The 19,144-nt window shown below is 72.1% G+C and carries 21 protein-coding genes and 5 tRNA genes; 19 read left to right on the top strand and 7 right to left on the bottom strand.

Annotation, left to right across the window (positions count from 1 at the left end):
- The first annotated feature begins 6 nt into the window (after positions 1–6).
- The 7 genes from AC3EUJ_RS09905 (at position 7) to AC3EUJ_RS09875 (ending at position 2,229) form a co-directional block, all read left to right on the top strand.
- Complete coding sequence (locus AC3EUJ_RS09905) at positions 7–975, top strand: pseudouridine synthase (RefSeq protein ID WP_431960684.1); 969 nt, start codon at positions 7–9, stop codon at positions 973–975.
- A 9-nt stretch (positions 976–984) separates the two neighbouring features.
- A complete protein-coding gene (locus tag AC3EUJ_RS09900; RefSeq protein ID WP_431960683.1) occupies positions 985–1,704 on the top strand; it encodes an HAD family hydrolase in 720 nt (239 codons plus the stop codon).
- Positions 1,705–1,792: 88 nt separating this feature from the next.
- A tRNA-Gln gene (locus tag AC3EUJ_RS09895) sits at positions 1,793–1,864 on the top strand.
- A gap of 17 nt (positions 1,865–1,881) precedes the next feature.
- A tRNA-Glu gene (locus AC3EUJ_RS09890) sits at positions 1,882–1,954 on the top strand.
- 27 nt (positions 1,955–1,981) lie between these two features.
- A tRNA-Glu gene (locus tag AC3EUJ_RS09885) sits at positions 1,982–2,054 on the top strand.
- Between the two features lie 12 nt (positions 2,055–2,066).
- Positions 2,067–2,138 (top strand) — tRNA-Gln (locus AC3EUJ_RS09880).
- Between the two features lie 18 nt (positions 2,139–2,156).
- Positions 2,157–2,229, top strand: a tRNA-Glu gene (locus tag AC3EUJ_RS09875).
- 99 nt (positions 2,230–2,328) lie between these two features.
- Here AC3EUJ_RS09875 and AC3EUJ_RS09870 read toward each other — a convergent pair.
- A complete protein-coding gene (locus AC3EUJ_RS09870; protein WP_431960682.1) occupies positions 2,329–2,973 on the bottom strand; it encodes a MerR family transcriptional regulator in 645 nt (214 codons plus the stop codon).
- Positions 2,974–3,055: 82 nt separating this feature from the next.
- Between AC3EUJ_RS09870 and AC3EUJ_RS09865 the strand changes: the two genes are divergently transcribed.
- Positions 3,056–3,556, top strand: coding sequence for a DUF4188 domain-containing protein (locus AC3EUJ_RS09865; protein WP_431960680.1), 501 nt, complete (start codon positions 3,056–3,058; stop codon positions 3,554–3,556).
- A gap of 16 nt (positions 3,557–3,572) precedes the next feature.
- Here AC3EUJ_RS09865 and ndgR read toward each other — a convergent pair whose 3' ends face one another.
- A complete protein-coding gene (gene ndgR, locus AC3EUJ_RS09860) occupies positions 3,573–4,289 on the bottom strand; it encodes an IclR family transcriptional regulator NdgR (RefSeq protein WP_431960678.1) in 717 nt (238 codons plus the stop codon).
- Between the two features lie 159 nt (positions 4,290–4,448).
- Here ndgR and leuC point away from each other — a divergent pair, with 159 nt between their 5' ends.
- The 4 genes from leuC (at position 4,449) to AC3EUJ_RS09840 (ending at position 7,558) form a co-directional block, all read left to right on the top strand.
- On the top strand, positions 4,449–5,870 hold the full coding sequence (gene leuC / locus AC3EUJ_RS09855; protein ID WP_431960676.1) for a 3-isopropylmalate dehydratase large subunit: 1,422 nt from the start codon (positions 4,449–4,451) through the stop codon (positions 5,868–5,870).
- Positions 5,871–5,875: 5 nt separating this feature from the next.
- Positions 5,876–6,469 carry a 3-isopropylmalate dehydratase small subunit gene (leuD, locus tag AC3EUJ_RS09850; protein ID WP_431960674.1) on the top strand — a complete coding sequence of 198 codons (594 nt, stop codon included), beginning with the start codon at positions 5,876–5,878 and terminating at the stop codon, positions 6,467–6,469.
- 132 nt (positions 6,470–6,601) lie between these two features.
- Positions 6,602–6,835 carry an SCO5555 family protein gene (locus AC3EUJ_RS09845; RefSeq protein ID WP_361012465.1) on the top strand — a complete coding sequence of 78 codons (234 nt, stop codon included), beginning with the start codon at positions 6,602–6,604 and terminating at the stop codon, positions 6,833–6,835.
- A gap of 123 nt (positions 6,836–6,958) precedes the next feature.
- Entirely contained in the window at positions 6,959–7,558 is a 600-nt protein-coding gene (locus AC3EUJ_RS09840; protein WP_431960672.1) for an HU family DNA-binding protein, read from the top strand.
- A 76-nt stretch (positions 7,559–7,634) separates the two neighbouring features.
- Here AC3EUJ_RS09840 and AC3EUJ_RS09835 read toward each other — a convergent pair whose 3' ends face one another.
- The gene (locus AC3EUJ_RS09835; protein WP_018562077.1) at positions 7,635–7,853 is read right to left on the bottom strand and encodes a hypothetical protein; all 219 of its coding nucleotides are present in this window, start codon (positions 7,851–7,853) and stop codon (positions 7,635–7,637) included.
- Positions 7,854–7,863: 10 nt separating this feature from the next.
- Positions 7,864–8,577, bottom strand: a complete 714-nt coding sequence (gene cofC / locus AC3EUJ_RS09830; protein WP_488180953.1) for a 2-phospho-L-lactate guanylyltransferase — start codon at positions 8,575–8,577, stop codon at positions 7,864–7,866.
- Between the two features lie 303 nt (positions 8,578–8,880).
- Here cofC and AC3EUJ_RS09825 point away from each other — a divergent pair, with 303 nt between their 5' ends.
- Genes AC3EUJ_RS09825 through AC3EUJ_RS09815 form a run of 3 tightly spaced genes read left to right on the top strand, consistent with a single transcriptional unit; the run spans position 8,881 to position 11,769 of the window.
- The gene (locus AC3EUJ_RS09825; protein WP_431960668.1) at positions 8,881–9,606 is read left to right on the top strand and encodes a lysophospholipid acyltransferase family protein; all 726 of its coding nucleotides are present in this window, start codon (positions 8,881–8,883) and stop codon (positions 9,604–9,606) included.
- Positions 9,603–10,604: an NAD(P)H-dependent glycerol-3-phosphate dehydrogenase gene (locus AC3EUJ_RS09820; protein ID WP_431960667.1), complete on the top strand. Its 1,002-nt coding sequence runs from the start codon at positions 9,603–9,605 to the stop codon at positions 10,602–10,604. The genes AC3EUJ_RS09825 and AC3EUJ_RS09820 overlap by 4 nt, the downstream gene beginning before the upstream one ends.
- Before the next feature lie 28 nt (positions 10,605–10,632).
- Positions 10,633–11,769 (top strand): D-alanine--D-alanine ligase family protein, encoded by a 1,137-nt coding sequence (locus AC3EUJ_RS09815; RefSeq protein ID WP_431960666.1) that lies wholly within the window; start codon positions 10,633–10,635, stop codon positions 11,767–11,769.
- Positions 11,770–11,803: 34 nt separating this feature from the next.
- On the opposite strand, the gene AC3EUJ_RS09810 is transcribed toward AC3EUJ_RS09815, so the two are convergent.
- Together AC3EUJ_RS09810 and AC3EUJ_RS09805 are read right to left on the bottom strand one after the other, a co-directional pair.
- Positions 11,804–12,268: a DUF3515 domain-containing protein gene (locus AC3EUJ_RS09810; protein ID WP_431960665.1), complete on the bottom strand. Its 465-nt coding sequence runs from the start codon at positions 12,266–12,268 to the stop codon at positions 11,804–11,806.
- A 50-nt stretch (positions 12,269–12,318) separates the two neighbouring features.
- A complete protein-coding gene (locus tag AC3EUJ_RS09805) occupies positions 12,319–12,552 on the bottom strand; it encodes an Lrp/AsnC family transcriptional regulator (protein WP_431960664.1) in 234 nt (77 codons plus the stop codon).
- Between the two features lie 155 nt (positions 12,553–12,707).
- Here AC3EUJ_RS09805 and AC3EUJ_RS09800 point away from each other — a divergent pair, with 155 nt between their 5' ends.
- Together AC3EUJ_RS09800 and thiD are read left to right on the top strand one after the other, a co-directional pair.
- Complete coding sequence (locus tag AC3EUJ_RS09800) at positions 12,708–13,667, top strand: thiamine-phosphate kinase (protein WP_431960663.1); 960 nt, start codon at positions 12,708–12,710, stop codon at positions 13,665–13,667.
- A 19-nt stretch (positions 13,668–13,686) separates the two neighbouring features.
- The gene (gene thiD, locus AC3EUJ_RS09795; protein WP_431960662.1) at positions 13,687–14,475 is read left to right on the top strand and encodes a bifunctional hydroxymethylpyrimidine kinase/phosphomethylpyrimidine kinase; all 789 of its coding nucleotides are present in this window, start codon (positions 13,687–13,689) and stop codon (positions 14,473–14,475) included.
- Positions 14,476–14,569: 94 nt separating this feature from the next.
- On the opposite strand, the gene rpmB is transcribed toward thiD, so the two are convergent.
- Positions 14,570–14,755: a 50S ribosomal protein L28 gene (gene rpmB, locus AC3EUJ_RS09790; RefSeq protein WP_014628431.1), complete on the bottom strand. Its 186-nt coding sequence runs from the start codon at positions 14,753–14,755 to the stop codon at positions 14,570–14,572.
- Positions 14,756–15,025: 270 nt separating this feature from the next.
- On the opposite strand from rpmB, the gene AC3EUJ_RS09785 reads away from it, so the two are divergent.
- Entirely contained in the window at positions 15,026–16,708 is a 1,683-nt protein-coding gene (locus AC3EUJ_RS09785; protein ID WP_431960661.1) for a DAK2 domain-containing protein, read from the top strand.
- Between the two features lie 222 nt (positions 16,709–16,930).
- Entirely contained in the window at positions 16,931–19,129 is a 2,199-nt protein-coding gene (gene recG / locus AC3EUJ_RS09780; protein ID WP_431960660.1) for an ATP-dependent DNA helicase RecG, read from the top strand.
- The last annotated feature ends 15 nt before the right edge of the window (positions 19,130–19,144 follow it).

Genomic DNA, 19,144 nt, shown 5'->3' with positions numbered 1-19,144 from the left:
CGTCCCATGCGCCGCAGGACCAGCCCCCCGACAGCCCCGCTGCCCCAGCGCCGCGGGGTCGATCCCGTGCGCGTACGGCTGCCCGGCACCGGGGCGTGGGCGACGGTCCGCGACCATCTGGTGGACCGCCTGGGCGCGGCCGTCCCCCCGGAGCGGGTGGACGCCATGTTCGCGGCGGGGGAGGTGCACGGCGCCGACGGACCGCTCGCGCCTGACGCCGCCTACCGCCCGGGCGGCCACGTCTGGTTCCACCGGGAGCCGCCGCAGGAGGTCCCGGTGCCCTTCGCGATCGAGGTGCTCCACCGGGACGACCGGCTGCTCGTCGTCGACAAGCCGCACTTCCTCGCCACCATGCCGCGCGGCGGCCACGTCGTGCAGACGGCGCTGAGCCGGCTGCGCCACGACCTCGCGCTGCCCGGGCTCAGCCCGGCCCACCGGCTCGACCGGCTGACGGCGGGCGTGGTGATGTTCGTGATCCGCCCCGAGCTGCGCGGCGCCTACCAGACGATTTTCCGCGACCGGCTGGTGCGCAAGGAGTACGAGGCCGTCGCCCGGTACGACCCGGCCCTGGCGCTGCCGCGCACGGTGGAGAGCCGGATCGTGAAGGAGCGCGGTGAGATGGCGGCCCGCGAGGTCCCCGGCGAGCCCAACGCCCGCAGTCACGTGGAACTGCTGGAAGTGCCTGACCACCTCGGCGGGCCGGCCCGCTACCGGCTCCGTCCCGAGACCGGTCGCACCCACCAGTTGCGGGTGCACATGAACGCCCTCGGGGTGCCGATCCTCGGCGACCCCCTCTACCCGCACGTCCTGCCGCCGGCCGCGCCCGGAGACTTCTCCCGCCCGCTGCGGCTGCTGGCCCGGGTGCTGGAGTTCGACGACCCCGTGACGGGCGAACGGCGCCGTTTCGAGAGCCGCCGGACGCTGTTCACCCCGTGGCCGCCACACACCGGTACTCCGGACGGAGCACCGGACTAGAGTCGACGTATGCCGATCCGCGCCGTGCTCTGGGACATCGACGACACGATCTTCGATTACTCGGCCGCCGAGCGGGCCGGAGCGCTGCGTCACCTGGAGGCCGAGGGTCTGCTCGGCGCGCTCGGCGGCGAGGAGCGGGCGCTGCGGATGTGGCGCGAGGTGATGGAGACGCACTACGCGCGCTTCCTCAACGGGGAGCTGACCTTCACCGAACACCGCAGGGAGCGGGTCCGGGCCTTCCTGGGGCCGTCCGTGGGTGATGCCGTGGCCGACGCCTGGTTCGCGGCCTACTACGTGCACTTCGAGGCCGCCTGGTCGGTCTTCCCCGATGTCGTGCCGGCGCTGGAGGCCCTCACCCCGGGCTACCGGCACGGCCTGCTGTCCAACTCCAGCACCGCCCACCAGGAGCGCAAGCTGGCCCGGCTGGGGCTGCGCGACCGCTTCGAGTGCCTGGTGTGCTCGCAGGAACTGGGGCACGCCAAACCCGCGCCGGAAGCCTTCCTGGGAGGGTGCCGGGCACTGGGGCTGCCACCGGAGGAGGTCGCCTACGTGGGCGACAAGGCCGACACCGACGCGCGCGGCGCGGACGCGGCGGGCCTGTACGGAGTGTGGCTGGACCGTACGGATTCGGTGACCGAGCCGGACCTGCGGCGGATCACCGGGCTCGCGGAGCTGCCCGCGCTTCTGGCGGCGGATACTCGTTTTGGAGCCCCGTCACCGATCGGGTAATGTTCTTCCTGCGCCGCCCGGGCGGGCCGAAAAGGCTGGCACGGGGAGCGCGGCCAAACAAAACCCCCCGCGGGGGGTTGAGTTTTGGTGGGGTATGGTGTAATTGGCAGCACGACTGATTCTGGTTCAGTTAGTCTAGGTTCGAGTCCTGGTACCCCAGCGCAGATCTTCTGCAAAGCCCCCGTTGTGTAGCGGCCTAGCACGCTGCCCTCTCAAGGCAGTAGCGCCGGTTCGAATCCGGTCGGGGGTACTGATCTCTCTGGCAGGGATCGCTAGGGCCCCCGTTGTGTAGCGGCCTAGCACGCCGCCCTCTCAAGGCGGTAGCGCCGGTTCGAATCCGGTCGGGGGTACTTGACACACCATGGGGTATGGTGTAATTGGCAGCACGAGTGATTCTGGTTCATTTAGTCTAGGTTCGAGTCCTGGTACCCCAGCGCATTTCCACAAGGCTTGCCCCCGTTGTGTAGCGGCCTAGCACGCCGCCCTCTCAAGGCGGTAGCGCCGGTTCGAATCCGGTCGGGGGTACATCGAGGAGTGGCCCTCCGCTTCGGCGGGGGGCCTCTTCCGTTTCTCCCCCCGTCCCCATGCCCCGCCTCCGCGCCTGGTGTACTGCGGTGCCACGCCTCACCCAACTCCGAAGCGGCGCCGGGACTCCTCGGCCTCGGCGAGCCGGCGCAGGCTCAGCAGTACCGGCTCGTAGAGCACCGTGAGCGTCACGGCGGCGGCCGCCTGTTCCAGCGGGGTGTCGTAGGTCTCCACCAGATCCAGGTCGTGGACGGCCTGTTGGGCGGCGAGCCGCGCGTAGGGCGCCAAGTGCCGTGTGCTGCTGGGGTATCCGAGGCGGGTCAGGGCGGCGACCGCCGTGACGAGCATCCGGTACGCGGGGGCGGGGCCGTGCTCCTCGCCGCCGTACTGCCAGCCGAGTTCGGCCATCAGCCCGTCCACCTCGCGTCGGGCGGTCTCGGTCGCGGGGTCGTCCTCGTCGGGCTCCGGGCCGTGCGGCAGGACGTAGGTGGCGGCGCCGAGCCGCAGGTGCTGGTTGAGCGACTCGTCCTCCACCGCGGCGAGCACCTCGCGCGCGGTGGCCACCGGCACCTTGCCGATCTGGATCAGCGCCCGGACGAACCGCAGCCGGCGCAGGTGCTCCTCCCCGTACTCGGCCTGCGTGGCCGTGACGCGACGGCCGGGCGGGAGCAGGCCCTCGCGCAGGTAGTACTTGATCGTGGCCGTCGCCACGCCGCTGCGTTCGCTCAGCTCCGCCAGTCGCATTCCCTTGCGCCCTCCATTGGATAGTGGCACTATCTAAGCATGGATAGTGCCGCTATCCAATACGGATGGCAGGGGGAGAAGCATGTCCGCGCAGGTGATTCCGGGTCGCAGCACCGCCGCCGCCGAGGGGGGCATCGTCGTGTTCCTCATCGGGATGCGGATCAACCGCTTCCGGTCGCTGGGCAGCTGGCTCCCCGTGTTCCGGGCCATGCCGCGCATGCTGCGGGAGCTGTCGCAGGACGACGGGAGCGGCTTCCTCGGGTACCGGCTGCTGTTCGGCGGGCCCCGGGTGATCTACGTCGTCCAGTACTGGAAGTCCACGGAGGCGCTCTTCGCGTACGCCTCCCAGCAGGACAAGCAGCACCGGCCCGCGTGGGCGGCGTTCAACCGCCGCGCGCGGGCCGGCAAGGGCGCAGTGGGCTTCTGGCACGAGACGTATGCCGTGCCGGCGGGCGGCCACGAGTCCGTGTACGTCGACATGCCCGCTTTCGGGCTGGGCGCCGCGACGGGGGTCGTCCCGGTGGGACGCCGCGGTGAGACGGCGGCGCAGCGGCTGAAGGCGGGCGAGGAGCGGGCGGCCTGAGGCCGGTGCCCCGGCCTCAGCCGCTGCGACGCAGTGCCTCGGACAGGCGGGCGGCGGCGTCCACGACGGCCTGGGCGTGCATGCGCCCGGGGTGCCGGGTGAGCCGCTCGATCGGGCCGGAGACGGACACCGCCGCCACCACGCGGTTGGACGGGCCGCGCACCGGGGCCGAGACGGAGGCCACACCCGGCTCGCGCTCTCCGATCGACTGGGCCCAGCCGCGCCGCCGTACGCCGGAGAGCGCGGTGGCCGTGAAGCGGGCCCCCTGCAGTCCGCGGTGGAGCCGCTCCGGCTCCTCCCACGCGAGCAGGGCCTGGGCGGCGGATCCGGCCTTCATCGGCAGCGTGGAGCCGACCGGGACGGTGTCCCGCAGTCCGGACAGCCGCTCGGCGGCGGCCACGCAGATGCGCATGTCGCCCTGGCGACGGTAGAGCTGGGCGCTCTCGCCGGTGATGTCGCGAAGGTGCGTGAGCACCGGGCCGGCCGTGGCCAGCAGGCGGTCCTCGCCCGCCGCGGCGGCCAGTTCGGACAGCCGAGGGCCCAGGATGAAGCGCCCCTGCATGTCGCGCGCCACCATGCGGTGGTGCTCCAGGGCGACGGCGAGGCGGTGTGCGGTGGGGCGGGCGAGACCCGTGGCACCCACGAGCCCGGCCAGGGTGGCCGGGCCGGACTCCAGTGCGCTGAGCACCAGAGCCGCCTTGTCGAGAACGCCGACGCCACTACTGTTGTCCATGCAACGATACTTGCGTCTCACTCTGTGAAACGCAAGTTCAATTTTCCGGCGGACGCGGCACGCTGGATGCACAGGCCGCTGCGGCCACCCCTCACGAGGGGGCGGACACGCAGGGCAACGACGAACAGGCCGGCAGAGCGGCCGGTCGGAGGGAATGCGATGGCAAGGACACTCGCGGAAAAGGTCTGGGAGGATCACGTCGTGCGGCGCGCCGAGGGCGAGCCCGACCTCCTCTTCATCGACCTGCACCTGCTCCACGAGGTCACCAGCCCGCAGGCCTTCGACGGTCTGCGGATGAACGGCCGCCAGGTGCGCCGGCTGGACCTCACCATCGCGACCGAGGACCACAACACCCCCACCCTCGACATCGACAAGCCGATCTCCGACCCGGTCTCGCGCACGCAGCTGGAGACGCTGCGCAAGAACTGCGCCGAGTTCGGAGTGCGACTGCACCCGCTGGGCGACGTCGAGCAGGGCGTGGTGCACGTCGTCGGTCCGCAGCTGGGCCTGACCCAGCCGGGCATGACGGTCGTCTGCGGTGACAGCCACACCTCCACGCACGGCGCCTTCGGCGCGCTGGCGTTCGGCATCGGCACCAGCCAGGTCGAGCACGTGCTGGCCACCCAGACCCTGCCGCTGGCCCCGTTCAAGACCATGGCGATCACCGTCGACGGCGAGCTGCCCGACGGTGTCACCGCCAAGGACCTGATCCTGGCGATCATCGCCAGGATCGGCACCGGCGGCGGCCAGGGCTACGTCATCGAGTACCGCGGCTCGGCCATCGAGAAGCTCTCGATGGAGGCCCGGATGACCATCTGCAACATGTCGATCGAGGCGGGCGCCCGGGCCGGCATGATCGCCCCGGACCGGACCACCTTCGAATACCTGCAGGGCCGTCCGCACGCCCCGCAGGGCGAGGACTGGGACGCCGCGGTCGCGTACTGGGAGACGCTCAGGACCGACGAGGACGCCGTCTTCGACCGCGAGGTCGTCATCGACGCCGCCTCACTGTCCCCGTTCGTCACCTGGGGCACCAACCCCGGCCAGGGCGCCCCGCTGAGCGCCTCCGTGCCGGACCCGGCCGGCTTCGAGGACGCCAGCGACCGCCTGGCCGCAGAGAAGGCGCTGGAGTACATGGCACTGGAGCCCGGTACGCCGCTGCGCGAGGTGCGGGTCGACACCGTCTTCGTCGGCTCCTGCACCAACGGCCGTATCGAGGACCTGCGCTCCGCCGCCTCCGTCGTCAAGGGCCGCAAGATCGCCGACGGCGTGCGGATGCTGGTCGTCCCCGGCTCGGTCCGGGTCGCCCTGCAGGCCGTGGAGGAGGGCCTGGACAAGGTCTTCAAGGAGGCGGGTGCCGAGTGGCGGCACGCGGGCTGTTCGATGTGTCTGGGCATGAACCCCGACCAACTGGCCCCCGGTGAGCGCTCCGCGTCCACCTCCAACCGCAACTTCGAGGGACGGCAGGGCAAGGGCGGCCGCACGCACCTGGTGTCGCCGCAGGTCGCGGCCGCGACCGCGGTCACCGGCCGCCTCTCGTCCCCCGCCGATCTTCCCGGCGCAGCCGTCCTGGAGGCCTGAGAACGATGGAAGCTTTCACCACGCACACCGGCCGCGCCGTCCCGCTGCGCCGCAGCAACGCCGACACGGACCAGATCATCCCGGCCCACTGGCTGAAGAAGGTCACCCGCAACGGCTTCGAGGACGGCCTGTTCGAGGCCTGGCGCAAGGACCCCGAGTTCGTCCTCAACCGGCCCGAGCGCCAGGGGGCGACCGTGCTGGTCGCCGGCCCGGACTTCGGCACCGGCTCCTCCCGTGAGCACGCGGTGTGGGCCCTGCAGAACTACGGCTTCAAGGCCGTGATCTCCTCGCGCTTCGCCGACATCTTCCGCGGCAACTCCTTGAAGAACGGCCTGCTCACCGTGATCCTGCCGCAGGAGACGGTCGAGGAGCTCTGGCAGCTGACCGAGGCCGACCCGTCGGTCGAGATCACCGTCGACCTGCAGGCCCGCGAGGTCCGCGCCGAGGGGATCACCGCCCCCTTCGAGCTGGACGACAACGCCCGCTGGCGGCTGCTCAACGGCCTGGACGACATCAGCCTCACCCTGCAGAACGAGGCCGACATCGCCGCGTACGAGGCCAAGCGCCCCTCCTTCAAGCCGCAGACCCTGCAGGTCTGAGCGGTCCGGCGGCCCTCGCGGCCGCCCGTCGGCCCACCTCCGCAGCGCCCCCCGCCCCACCGGGCGGGGGGCGCTGCGGCGTGTTCGGCTCCACACCTCGTGACAACTCACCGCAGATGACACAATCGGCACATGGAACACGATGGCCAACTCGAGCTGTACGGGTTCCTCGCTGCCAGGTTGAAGCAGGCCCACACCCGTGTGGCGGGTCTGCAAGTGCCGGAGGACGTCAGGATGCAGTTGACCCGGCGGCTGCTCGTCATCACCGCGGCCGCGAAGCACGATCTCGCGGGTGCGGCAAGGCGTCTGGAGGAACTGATGAAGGACCTCGACGAAGGCCGATTCCCCGATCAAAGGCCTTCCTGAGCCCCGAGTTCGTTGCGGCACAAGGGTGATTCGCCCGTTTCGTATTTGATTTGCGGTATATATCCGCCTAGCGTGCGAAAAAGCCCGAACTTCATCGCCGGGCAAGTTTCCGAAGGGGAAGACGTGAACAAGGCGCAGCTCGTTGAAGCGATTGCCGACAAGCTCGGCGGCCGTCAGCAGGCCGCGGACGCGGTCGACGCCGTCCTGGACGCGATCGTCCGCGCGACGGTGAGCGGGGACCGGGTCTCGGTCACCGGCTTCGGCTCGTTCGAGAAGGTGGAGCGTCCCGCCCGCTACGCCCGCAACCCCCAGACCGGGGAACGGGTCCGGGTCAAGAAGACCTCCGTCCCGCGCTTCCGTGCCGGTCAGGGCTTCAAGGACCTGGTCAGCGGGTCGAAGAAGCTCCCCAAGGCCGGAGAGGTCTCCGTCAAGAAGGCGCCCAAGGGCAGCCTGAGCGGAGGCGTCACCGCCAAAGCCACCACCAAGAAGGCCGCCGCGAAGAAGACGACGGCGAAGAAGGCCACCACCGCGAAGGCGGCCGCCAAGAAGACCACCGCCGCCAAGGCCACGGCCAAGAAGGCCACCGCGGCCAAGGCGACGACGGCGGCCGCCAAGAAGACCACGGCGAAGAAGGCGGCCGCCAAGAAGACCGCCCCGGCCAAGAAGGCGCCCGCCAAGTCCGCGGCCCGGAAGGCCGCCACCAAGCGGACCGCCAAGCGGTAGCGATTCCGCGGACCCGCACACGCCGACGGGCCGGGTACCCCTGAGTCAGGGGCACCCGGCCCGTGTCGTCATGTGCTCAGGCCCCCGGGTCGGGGAAGGTCTGCAGCGTCACGAACACCACCCGGCGCCCGTCCCCGCTGCCCTCGGTGCGGATCCGCACCCGCTGGCCGGGCCGCAGCAGCCGCAGTCCACCGGCGTCGAACGCCGCCGCGTCGAACGGCAGCGGCGTCCCGTCATCCAGCAGCACGCTGCCGGCGCGGGTCTCGGGGTCGTAGGTGTACGCGGTGGCCTGCATGGGTCTCAGCCTATCGGGCACCGCTGCCCGGAGCCGGTGCGCCCGTGGCCGGGCACCCGCCGGGCCCGGCTCCCGCGGCGCCGTCCCGCGTGGCCGCCCGAAGTCCGGGCCGCAGCAGCGCCCGCGTATGCGGCCCGACCCCCAGGACCAGGGCGGCGGTCAGGTCCTCGCCCGTATCCACGTCCCGGCGTACGGAGTCCACGTCCGGCAGGGCGATCTCATGGGCGCCGGAGGCCCGGTGGCGGGCCCGCGAGGGACCTCCGAAGGCCGGCGCGAGGGCGGCCCCGGGGGTGGCCGCCAGCAGCGTGGTGCCGATTCCGGCCGCGTCGGCCAGAAACGACCGTCCAGGGCACCGGCCGGCCGCACGGAGCACCGCGGCCAGTTCGGCGGGCCGCAAGGCCGGGAGATCGGCGTTCAGGGCCGCCACGGCCGCCGCGGGCAGGCTCTGCCGGACCGCTTCGGCGCCGTGCCGCAGTGCGGCGTTGAGGCCGGCCGCCGGGGAGTCCGGCTGAATGCGCGCCCCAAGGGCCCCCAGCGCGGCCCCGGCGAGCGGGTCATCGGTGACGACCGTCACATTTCGTACCGCCTCGCAGGCGAGCGCGGCGGCCACGGTGTCCTGCGCGAAGGCCAGTGCCAGCCCGGTCCGCACCGGGCCGACGGCCTCCGCGAGGCGGCTCTTGGCGGCGGTCAGCGGCTTCAGCGGGACGACGAGCGACCATTCCACGGGTGGCGACACCGAACTATTGTGCTCGGGTCCGCCGGGGCCACCGCCACCCTGCCCCCAACCCCCCTTCCCGGCGGTCCGCCTCCGGGTGCACGATCTCCCGGATACGTGCCCGGACGGTACGCGCCCGGGCCCCTGGCCTCGGCGCTTGCGTCAGGGGCACACCCGGGGGCCTTTCGCCCTGGCGTTACGGTGCCCCTACCGGCGACACTTGTGCGGCCGCACCGGCCGTACGGTGCCGTCGACCACAGCAGGCCGCGGTCCGGTGATCCCGGGTCGGCGGCGGAACGAGGAGGAGTTCTGGTGTCCCGCCGCAGAATCGGCTTCTGGTACCGGCTCGCAGCCGTCATCGCCAAACCGCCGCTTGTCGTTCTCTTCAAGCGGGACTGGCGCGGAATGGAGCACATTCCGGCCGAGGGCGGATTCATCACGGCGGTCAACCACAACTCGTACCTCGACCCACTGTCGTACGCGCATTTTCAGTACAACACCGGGCGGGTCCCCCGCTTCCTGGCGAAGGCGCCGCTGTTCAAGCCCGCCTTCGTCGGCACGATCCTGCGCGGCACCGGCCAGATCCCCGTCTACCGGGAGAGCACCGACGCCGCCAACGCCTTCCGGTCCGCGGTGGACGCCATCAACTCCGGCGAGTGCGTCGCCTTCTACCCGGAGGGCACGCTGACCCGCGACCCCGAGATGTGGCCGATGGTGGGCAAGACCGGCGTCGCCCGGGTCGCGCTGATGACCAAGGCCCCCGTGATCCCGGTCGCCCAGTGGGGCGCCAACGAGGTCATGCCCCCGTACGCCAAGGAGAAAAAGCTCCGCCTCTTCCCGCGCAAGACCCTGCGGGTCGTCGCCGGGCCGCCGGTGGACCTGTCGGCCTTCTACGGGCAGGACGCCAGCGCCGAGGTGCTCAGGGACGCCACCGACGCCATCATGGCCGCCATCAGTGAACTGCTGGGCGAACTGCGCGGTGCGACCCCGCCCGCGGAGCGCTTCGACCCGCGCAAGCAGAAGGGGATCACCAAGTGACGACGCGCTGCGCGGTGTACGGCGCGGGCTCCTGGGGCACCGCCTTCGCGATGGTGCTCGCCGACGCCGGCGCCCAGGTGACCATGTGGGGCCGCCGTCCCGAGGTGGTCGAGGCCGTCAACAGCACGCGCACCAACCCGTACTACCTGCCCGGTGTCGAGCTGCCCCCGACGATCACCGCCACCACCGACCCCGCCGAGGCCGCCCGGGACGCGGAGTTCGTGATCCTCTCCGTACCGTCGCAGACGCTGCGTGGCAACCTGGCCGAGTGGCAGTCGCTGCTGCCCCGCGACTCGGTGCTGGTCAGCCTGATGAAGGGCGTCGAACTCGGCACGGCCAAGCGGATGAGCGAGGTCATCGAGGAGGTCGCCAAGGCGGGCCCGGAGCGCGTCGCCGTGCTGTCCGGCCCCAACCTGGCCAAGGAGATCGCCGCGCGGCAGCCCGCCGCCTGCGTGGTCGCCTGCCGCGACGAGGCCGTCGCCAAGCGGCTGCAGGCCGCCAGCCACACGGCGTACTTCCGTCCGTACACCAACACCGACGTCGTCGGCTGCGAACTCGGCGGCGCGGTGAAGAACGTGATCGGCCTGGCCGTCGGCATCGCGGACGGCATGGGACTGGGCGACAACACCAAGGGCTCCTTGATCACGCGCGGGCTGGCGGAGACCACTCGGCTCGGCATCGCGCTCGGCGCGGACCCGCTGACCTTCTCCGGTCTGGCGGGCCTGGGCGACCTCGTCGCGACCTGCTCCTCGCCGCTGTCCCGCAACCACACCTTCGGCTTCAACCTGGGCAAGGGCATGACGCTGGAGGAGACCATCGCGGTCACCCGGCAGACCGCCGAGGGCGTCAAGTCCTGTGAGTCGGTGCTCGACCTGGCGCGCCGGCACGGCGTCGACATGCCCATCACCGAGACCGTCGTCGACATCGTGCACAACGGGAAGCAGCCGGTCGTCGCGGTCAAGGAGCTGATGTCGCGGTCCGCGAAGTCGGAACGCTGACGTCCGGAACCGGTAAGGTCAACGCGACATGAGCATTCAGCCTTCTTCCCGCAAGCCGCGCGTCGCCGTCGTCTTCGGCGGACGCAGCTCCGAGCACGCCATCTCGGTCGTCACCGCAGGCGCCGTGCTGAGCGCGATCGACCGCGACAAGTACGACGTGCTGCCGATCGGCATCACCACCGACGGCCGTTGGGCGCTGACCGCCGACGACCCGTCCCGGATGGCGATCGCCGACCGTACGCTGCCGAGCGTCGCGCAGCTCACCGAGTCCTCCGACGGCTCGGTGCTGCTGCCGGTGGACCCGGCCAGCCGCGAGGTCGTCTACAGCGAGCCCGGCTCGGTGCCCAAGGTCCTGGGCGACGTCGACGTCGTCTTCCCCATGCTGCACGGCCCGTACGGCGAGGACGGCACCCTCCAGGGCCTGCTGGAGCTTTCCGGCGTGCCCTACGTGGGCTCCGGCGTGCTCTCCTCCGCCGTCGGTATGGACAAGGAGTACATGAAGCGCGTCTTCACCTCCTTCGGCCTGCCCGTCGGCCCGTACGTCGTGATCCGCCCCCGGGAGTGGGAGCACGACCCGGCCGCGGCCCGCAAGAAGGTCGTGGACTTCGCCGCCGACCACGGCTGGCCGGTCTTCGTGAAGCCGGCCCGCGCCGGGTCCTCGATGGGCATCAGCAAGGTGGACGACCTCGCCGGCCTGGACGCGGCGATCGAGGAGGCCCGTCGGCACGACCCCAAGGTGCTCGTGGAGTCGCTGCTGCGGGGCCGCGAGATCGAATGCGGCGTCCTGGAGTTCGAGGACGGCCCGCGCGCCTCCGTCCCCGCGGAGATCCCGCCGGTCACGGCGCACGACTTCTACGACTTCGAGGCCAAGTACATCGACTCCGCCGAGGGCGTCGTCCCCGCGCCGCTGACCCCGCAGCAGACAGCCGAGGTGCAGCGGCTGGCCGTGGCCGCTTTCGACGCGGCCTCCTGCGAGGGCCTGGTCCGCGCGGACTTCTTCCTGCAGGACGACGGCGAGTTCGTGATCAACGAGATCAACACGATGCCCGGCTTCACGCCGATCTCCATGTACCCGCGCATGTGGCGGGAGAGCGGCGTCGGCTACGCGGAACTGGTGGACCGGCTGATCCAGGCCGCGCTGCGGCGCCCCACCGGCCTGCGCTGAGCCGGGGCCCGCCGGCAGTGGTGGGCCGGGTCCGTCAGAGCTCGGAGGGGATCGTCGTCTCCACGGCGTGCCCGAGGTCGGTCAGCGGGTCGACCTCGGGCCGGTACTTGGCGGGTACGGTCACCTCGACGAAGGCCTTGCGGCCGGTCGTCGTGAAGCGGTAACCGTCGTCGGTCCTCTCGATGAGCCAGCTCACGCCATTGACCTCCACCGCCTCCGCGGTGGGGTTGTACGCCGGGTTGCCGGGGGTCAGCATCTCCGGTCGCGGCACGCCACAGCGCAGCACCACCGTAGGATCCCCCCATCCGGCGGTGAGGCCGGAGACGGGGCTCACCGATCGCTTCGACAGGCCGTCGACCTTCCCGGGCAGCGCGTCGTGGAGGGCACCGCACAACCGGGCGGCGTCGGCGGAGGGCGACGGGACGGCGACCCCGCCCGCGGCACCGTCGGAGGCGGAAATCCAGACCGCCGCCGCGGACAGGCACGCGACGGCGGACACGGAGACTAGCGCTACCCGGCGGTACATCACCCGCCGAGCCTACAGGGGGCCTACAGATGGACGACCGGACAGGTCAGGGTGCGGGTGATCCCGTCCACCTGCTGCACCTTCGCCACCACGAGGCGCCCCAGGTCGTCGACCGTGTCGGCCTGGGCACGCACGATCACGTCGTACGGCCCGGTGACGTCCTCGGCCTGGATGACCCCGGAAATCTTGGAGATCACCTCCGCTACTGCCGAGGCCTTCCCGACCTCGGTCTGGATCAGAATGTACGCCTGTACCACGGAACCTCCAGGGCGGCTACGAGGATCATGTGGGAGGGAACGTCACGGTACCGCGTCGCCGCATGCCGCGGGGAGACCCGCGCGGTACCGGCCGTGCCGAAGCCGCCGCGCCAGCGCACACAGAAGGGGACCGGCCAGGTGAAGGGGACAGTCAGATGAAGGGCACCGTGGGCGAACTGGGGGAGTTCGGGCTCATCAGGGAGTTGACCGCCCGGCTCACCTCCAGCCCCGCCGTCCGGCTCGGACCGGGTGACGACGCCGCCGTGGTCGCCGCCCCGGACCGGCGGGTGGTGGCCACCACCGACGCGCTTGTCGAGGGGCGGCACTTCCGCCGTGACTGGTCCACCGCCTACGACGTGGGTCGCAAGGCCGCCGCGCAGAACCTCGCCGACATCGCCGCCATGGGCGCCGTGCCGACCGCGGTGCTGCTGGCCCTGGTGGTCCCGGCCGACCTGCCGGTGACCTGGCCGGTCGAGCTGATGGACGGCATCCGGGACGAGTGCCAGGTGGCCGGCGCGGCCGTGGTCGGCGGCGACGTCGTCCGCGGTGACACGATCATGGTGTCCATCACGGCACTGGGTGACCTGCGCGACCGGGAACCCGTCACCCGATCCGGTGCCCGCCCCGGGGACGTCGTCGCCGTCACCGGCTGGCTGGGCTGGTCCGCGGCGGGACTCGCCGTCCTCTCCCGGGGATTCCGTTCCCCGCGCGCCTTCGTCGAGGCGCACCGCCGTCCCGAACCGCCGTACCACGCCGGTCCCGCCGCAGCGGAACTCGGCGCGACGGCCATGACCGACGTCAGCGACGGGCTCGTCGCCGACCTCGGCCACATCGCCGCCGCCAGCGGCGTCACCATCGACCTGTCCTCCGCCGACATCGACATCCCGGCGCAGATGGCCGACATCGGCCAGGCCGTCGGGGTCGACCCGCTGCACTGGGTGCTGACCGGGGGAGAGGACCACGCGATAGTCGCGGCCTTCCCCCCGGACGCGAAGCTGCCCGCCCGCTGGCGGGTCATCGGCCGGGTGGTGAAGGTCACCACGACACCCCAGGTCACCGTGGACGGCGCCCCTTGGGACAAGGCGGGCGGCTGGGACCACTTCGGGGCCGAGTAGCGGCGACTAGATTCGCCGTATGACGATCCCACCACGCGTGCTCACCGTCGCCGGCTCCGACTCCGGCGGCGGCGCGGGCATCCAGGCCGACCTGAAGACCATGCTCGCCCTCGGCGTCCACGGGATGAGCGTGGTCACCGCCGTCACCGCGCAGAACTCGCTGGGCGTCCAGGGCGCCTGGGAACTCCCGGTCGAGGCCGTACGGGCCCAGTTCCGCAGCGTCGTGGACGACATCGGCGTACAGGCGGTGAAGACCGGGATGCTCTCCTCGGCCGGGCTCGTCACCGCCGTCGCCGAACTCCTCGCCCCACTCGACGTCCCCGTGGTCGTCGACCCCGTCGGCGTCTCCAAGCACGGCGACCCGCTGCTGGCGGCCGACGCGGTCGAGGTCGTACGGACGCGGCTGCTGCCGCTGGCCACCGTCGCGACCCCCAACCTGGACGAGGTGCGCCAGATCACGGGAGTCGTGGTGGACTGCGAGCCGGCCATGCGCGAGGCCGCGGCGGCCGTCCTCAAGTGCGGCCCCCGCTGGGTGCTGATCAAGGGCGGCCACCTGAGCGGCGACGCCGTCGACCTGTTCACCGACGGCAGCAGTGAGTACTGGTTGCGCGCCACGCGCCACGACAACCGGCACACCCACGGCACCGGCTGCACCCTGGCGTCCGCCGTCGCCTCGTTCCTGGCACGGGGGCTGGACGTCCCGGATGCGGCCCGCGCCGCCAAGGAGTACGTCACCGGCGCCATCGCGGCGGGCTTCCCGCTGGGCGGCGGGATCGGCCCTGTGGACCACGCCTGGCGGCAGCGCTGACGGGGCCTACGGGAGAGCACAGCAGAAAGCCGGTCCACCACGAGGGTGGACCGGCTCCGGTAGCCGCAAAGGCTGCGCTACGACGTCCTATGCGTCAGCGCGCGACCTTGCCGGCCTTGATGCACGAGGTGCAGACATTGAGGCGCTTCGGCGTCCGACCGACCACAGCACGCACCGTCTGGATGTTGGGGTTCCAACGACGGCGGGTACGGCGGTGCGAGTGCGAGATGTTGTTGCCGAAGCCCGGCCCCTTGCCGCAGACGTCGCAGTTGGCAGCCACGGGTCACTCCAAAGACTTCAGATGCACTTACGGATAAATCCCGGCGGCGCCCGACGTCCGTCCAAGTGCATTGAAGGAAGACCGGTGGTGCCGAGGGACGGCCCGGGACAGCCCCGGGCAACCGGAGCAGCATACTACGTCCGCTCCTGTCCCTCGAAATTACCATGGTCAGCGGTGCGGGGCGGTCACCCGGAGGGTCGCGGCCCTCAGTACGCTGCGTGCGGACACCTCCCCACCCCAGGTCCCCGGCCGCCCCCGCAGGAGGAACACGTGCCGCCGACGCTCGACCCTCCCGCGGTGCGCGCATGGTGCCGGCTGTCGCTCCAGGCGCTGGGCCGGGCACGCGAGGAGATCGACGCGATCAACGTCTACCCCGTCGCCGACGGGGACACCGGTACGAACCTCTTCCTGACCGTGGAGTCCGCCACCCAGTCCGTGGACGCCGTCTTCGAGGGCCACGCCGCCTCCGGCAGCACCCCGGACCTCACCTCGTGCCTGCGCTCCATGGCGCACGGCGCGCTCATAGGAGCGCGCGGCAACTCCGGGACGATCCTCGCCCAACTGCTGCGCGGCATGGCCGAGGTCCTCGCCGAGGACGCGGGCGATCTTCGGCCGGCCCTGCGCCGGGCCGCGGAGTCCGCGTACCAGGCGGTCGCGCATCCGGTCGAGGGCACGATGCTGACCGTCGCCACGGCGGCCGCGGAGGCCGCCTCCGTGGTGAACGGTGACGTTCACGAGGTGTCCCGGGCCGCGTACGAGGCGGCGCGCCTGGCGCTGGCGGCGACTCCGCGGCAGCTGGCCGTCCTCGGCGACGCCGGTGTCGTCGACGCCGGCGGCCGCGGCCTGGTGGCCGTCCTGGGCGCCCTCGCGGACGCGGTCTCCGGCCAGGCCCCGATGGGCCCGCTCGACGACGCCCTTCGGGTGCCGTTGCCCAGGGGCGCGTCCTCGGTCGTGCCGTACGGCTGCGCGAGCGGCGAGGCCGCCGCGGACGGCAGGGACCCGCACGCGGTGCCCGGGGGCCCGGGCTTCGAGGTCATCTACCTTCTGGAGGCGCCCGACCGCGCCGTCCCCGCCCTGCGCACGCGGCTGGACCGGCTCGGCGACTCACTCGTGGTGGTGGGCGGGGACGGGCTGTGGAACGTCCACGTCCACGTCGACGACGTGGGTGCCGCCATCGAGGCGGGGATCGAGGCGGGACGGCCGTACCGCATCAAGGTGACGCATTTCGGCGACCAGGCCCGCGCGCTCCAGCGGGACCGCCGCGGGACGTCCGGCGAGCGGGTTGAACGCGCGCTGCGGGCCGTCGTCGCCGTGGTGCGCGGCGACGGCCTCGCCGGGCTGTGCGCCCAGGCCGGCGCCACCGTGGTTGCCGTACGGCCCGGAGATCCGCCCGCGAGCGGCGACATCGCGGAGGCCATCCGCCGTGCCCACGCCCGCGAGGTCGTGCTCCTGCCCAACGACGTGGAACTGCGGCACGCGGTGGGCGCCGCGGCCGAACAGGCCCGCGCGGAGGGCGTCCGCGTGGCGCTCATCCCCACCCGGTCCGCGGTGCAGGGCATCGCCGCCCTCGCCGTCCACGAGCCCACCCGGCGCTTCGACGAGGACGTCGTCGCCATGACCTCCGCGGCCGGCGCCACGCGTTACGCCGAACTCGCCGTCGCGCAGGCCCAGTCCTGGACCATGGCCGGCGTCTGCCAGGCCGGGGACGTCCTCGGCCTCATCGACGGGGACGTCGCCGTGATCGGCGGCAACCTCGTGGAGACCGGGATCATCGTCCTGGACCGCATGCTCGCCGCGGGCGGGGAGATGGTCACACTCGTCATCGGGGCCGACGCCCCCGCGGATCTGGCGGACCGGCTCGAGGCCCACGTCCGCGACAGCCACCTCGCGGTCGACACGGTCGTCTACGACGGCGGCCAGCAGACCTGCCCCCTCCTGATCGGCGTGGAGTAGCCGTCCCCACACGTAGCCCTCCGGTGGTGCGCGGGGTGCCCCCTGCGGCCGGTGGTTGTGTGCGGCGCCGCTGTGTGCTGCGGTTGCGGTTTCTCCCCCGCCCGCCCCAACGGCCTCACCCCCCTGTTGCGCCGGGCGCCTGACGGCCGGGGCGGGGGTTCATCAAGGCGACCCGCACACGACAACGGCCGCGCCCACACAATGTCCGCGCCGTGCGCGAAGATGGACGGGATGTCTGCTGCCCTTGACGAACCGCTCGCAAAATCCGTCGGCGGCCGCACCGCAAAGGTGTTCGCCGACCACCTCGGCCTGCGCACGGTCGGCGACCTGCTGCACCACTACCCCCGCCGCTACGCGGAACGCGGCGAGCTGACCCGCCTGTCCGACCTCCCGCTCGACGAGCACGTCACCGTCGTCGCCCGCGTCGCCAAGGCGACGAAGAAGACTTACGGCCCGGGCAAGGCGCGCCTGGAGGTGGTCGTCACCGACGGCAGCGGCTCGCTGACGCTGGTCTTCTTCGGCCGGGGGGTGTTCAAGCCGGAGCACGACCTGCTCCCGGGCCGCCGCGGCATGTTCGCCGGAAAGGTGTCGGTGTTCCACCGGACCGTGCAGCTGATGCACCCCGAGTACCAGCTGCTGGACGCGGAGGACGGCAAGGAGGCCGTGGACGCCTTCGCGAGCCGGCTGATCCCGATCTACCCGGCGGTCAAGCAGGTCAACTCGTGGACGATCGCGAAGACCGTGGACACCGTGCTGACCTCCCTGGGGGCCACGCAGTGGGCCGGCACGGGCGAGCCGCTGCCCGCCGCGCTCCGGGAGTCGCGGGGGCTCGCGCCGCTGCCGGAGGCGCTGGAGAAGATCCACCGCCCGCGGTCCAAGGCCGACATCATGGTGGCCAAGGAGCGCCTGAAGTGGGACGAGGCGTTCGTGCTGCAGGTGGCCCTCGCGCGGCGCCGGGCGGCGGACGACGCGCTGCCCGCCGTGCCGCGCGTGCCGGCGGAGGACGGGCTGCTGAAGGCGTTCGACGCGCGGCTGCCGTTCACGCTCACCGAGGGCCAGCAGAAGGTGTCGGCGGAGATCTTCGCGGACCTCGCGACAGACCACCCGATGCACCGGCTGCTGCAGGGCGAGGTGGGTTCAGGCAAGACGATGGTGGCGCTGCGCGCCATGCTCGGCGTGGTCGACGCGGGCGGCCAGGCCGCGATGCTGGCGCCGACGGAGGTGCTGGCGCAGCAGCACCACCGGTCGATCACGGAGATGATGGGCGACCTCGCCGAGGGCGGCATGCTCGGCGGCTCGGACCTGGGCACGAAGGTCGTGCTGCTGACCGGTTCCATGGGGGCCGCCGCCCGCCGTCAGGCGCTGCTCGACCTGGTGACCGGCGAGGCCGGGATCGTCGTGGGCACGCACGCGCTGATCGAGGACAAGGTGCAGTTCCACGACCTGGGCCTGGTCGTGGTCGACGAGCAGCACCGCTTCGGCGTCGAGCAGCGCGACGCTCTGCGCAGCAAGGCCAAGCAGCCGCCGCACCTGCTGGTGATGACGGCGACGCCGATCCCGCGCACCGTCGCGATGACGGTCTTCGGTGACCTGGAGACCTCCGTGCTGGACCAGTTGCCGGCCGGCCGTTCGCCGATCGCCACGCACGTCGTGCCGGCGAAGGACAAGCCGCACTTCCTGGCGCGCGCCTGGGAGCGGGTGCGCGAGGAGGTCGAGAACGGGCACCAGGGGTACGTGGTGTGCCCGCGGATCGGCGACGAGGAGCCGGACGCGAAGAAGAAGTCCGCGGAGGACGAGGCGGAGCGGCGGCCGCCGCTGGCCGTGCTGGAGACCGCCGAGCAGCTGGCCAAGGGGCCGCTGGCGGGGCTGCGCGTGGAGGTGCTGCACGGGCGGATGCAGCCGGAGGCGAAGGACGACGTGATGCGCCGCTTCGCCGCGGGCGAGGTCGACGTGCTGGTGGCGACCACGGTGATCGAGGTCGGCGTCAACGTGCCCAACGCCACCGCCATGGTGATCATGGACGCGGACCGCTTCGGCGTCTCGCAGCTGCACCAGCTGCGCGGCCGGGTCGGCCGGGGTTCGGCGGCCGGCCTGTGCCTGCTGGTGTCCGAGATGCCCGAGGCGACCTCGGCCCGCGCCCGGCTGGACGCCGTGGCCGGGACGCTGGACGGTTTCGAACTCTCCCGCATCGACCTGGAACAGCGGCGCGAGGGCGATGTGCTGGGGCAGGCCCAGTCCGGGACGCGTTCGTCGCTGCGCATGCTCACGGTGATCGACGACGAGGACGTGATCGCGGCCGCCCGCGAGGAGGCCACCGCACTGGTCGCCGCGGACCCGGAACTGGCCGGTCAGCCGGATCTGCGCAGCGCGTTGGAGAGTCTGGTCGACGCGGACCGCGAGCAGTACCTCGACAAGGGCTGACGGGCCCTCATTGTC

The organism is Actinacidiphila sp. bgisy160 (assembly GCF_057707815.1).
This window is presented reverse-complemented; position numbering and strand designations above follow the sequence as displayed.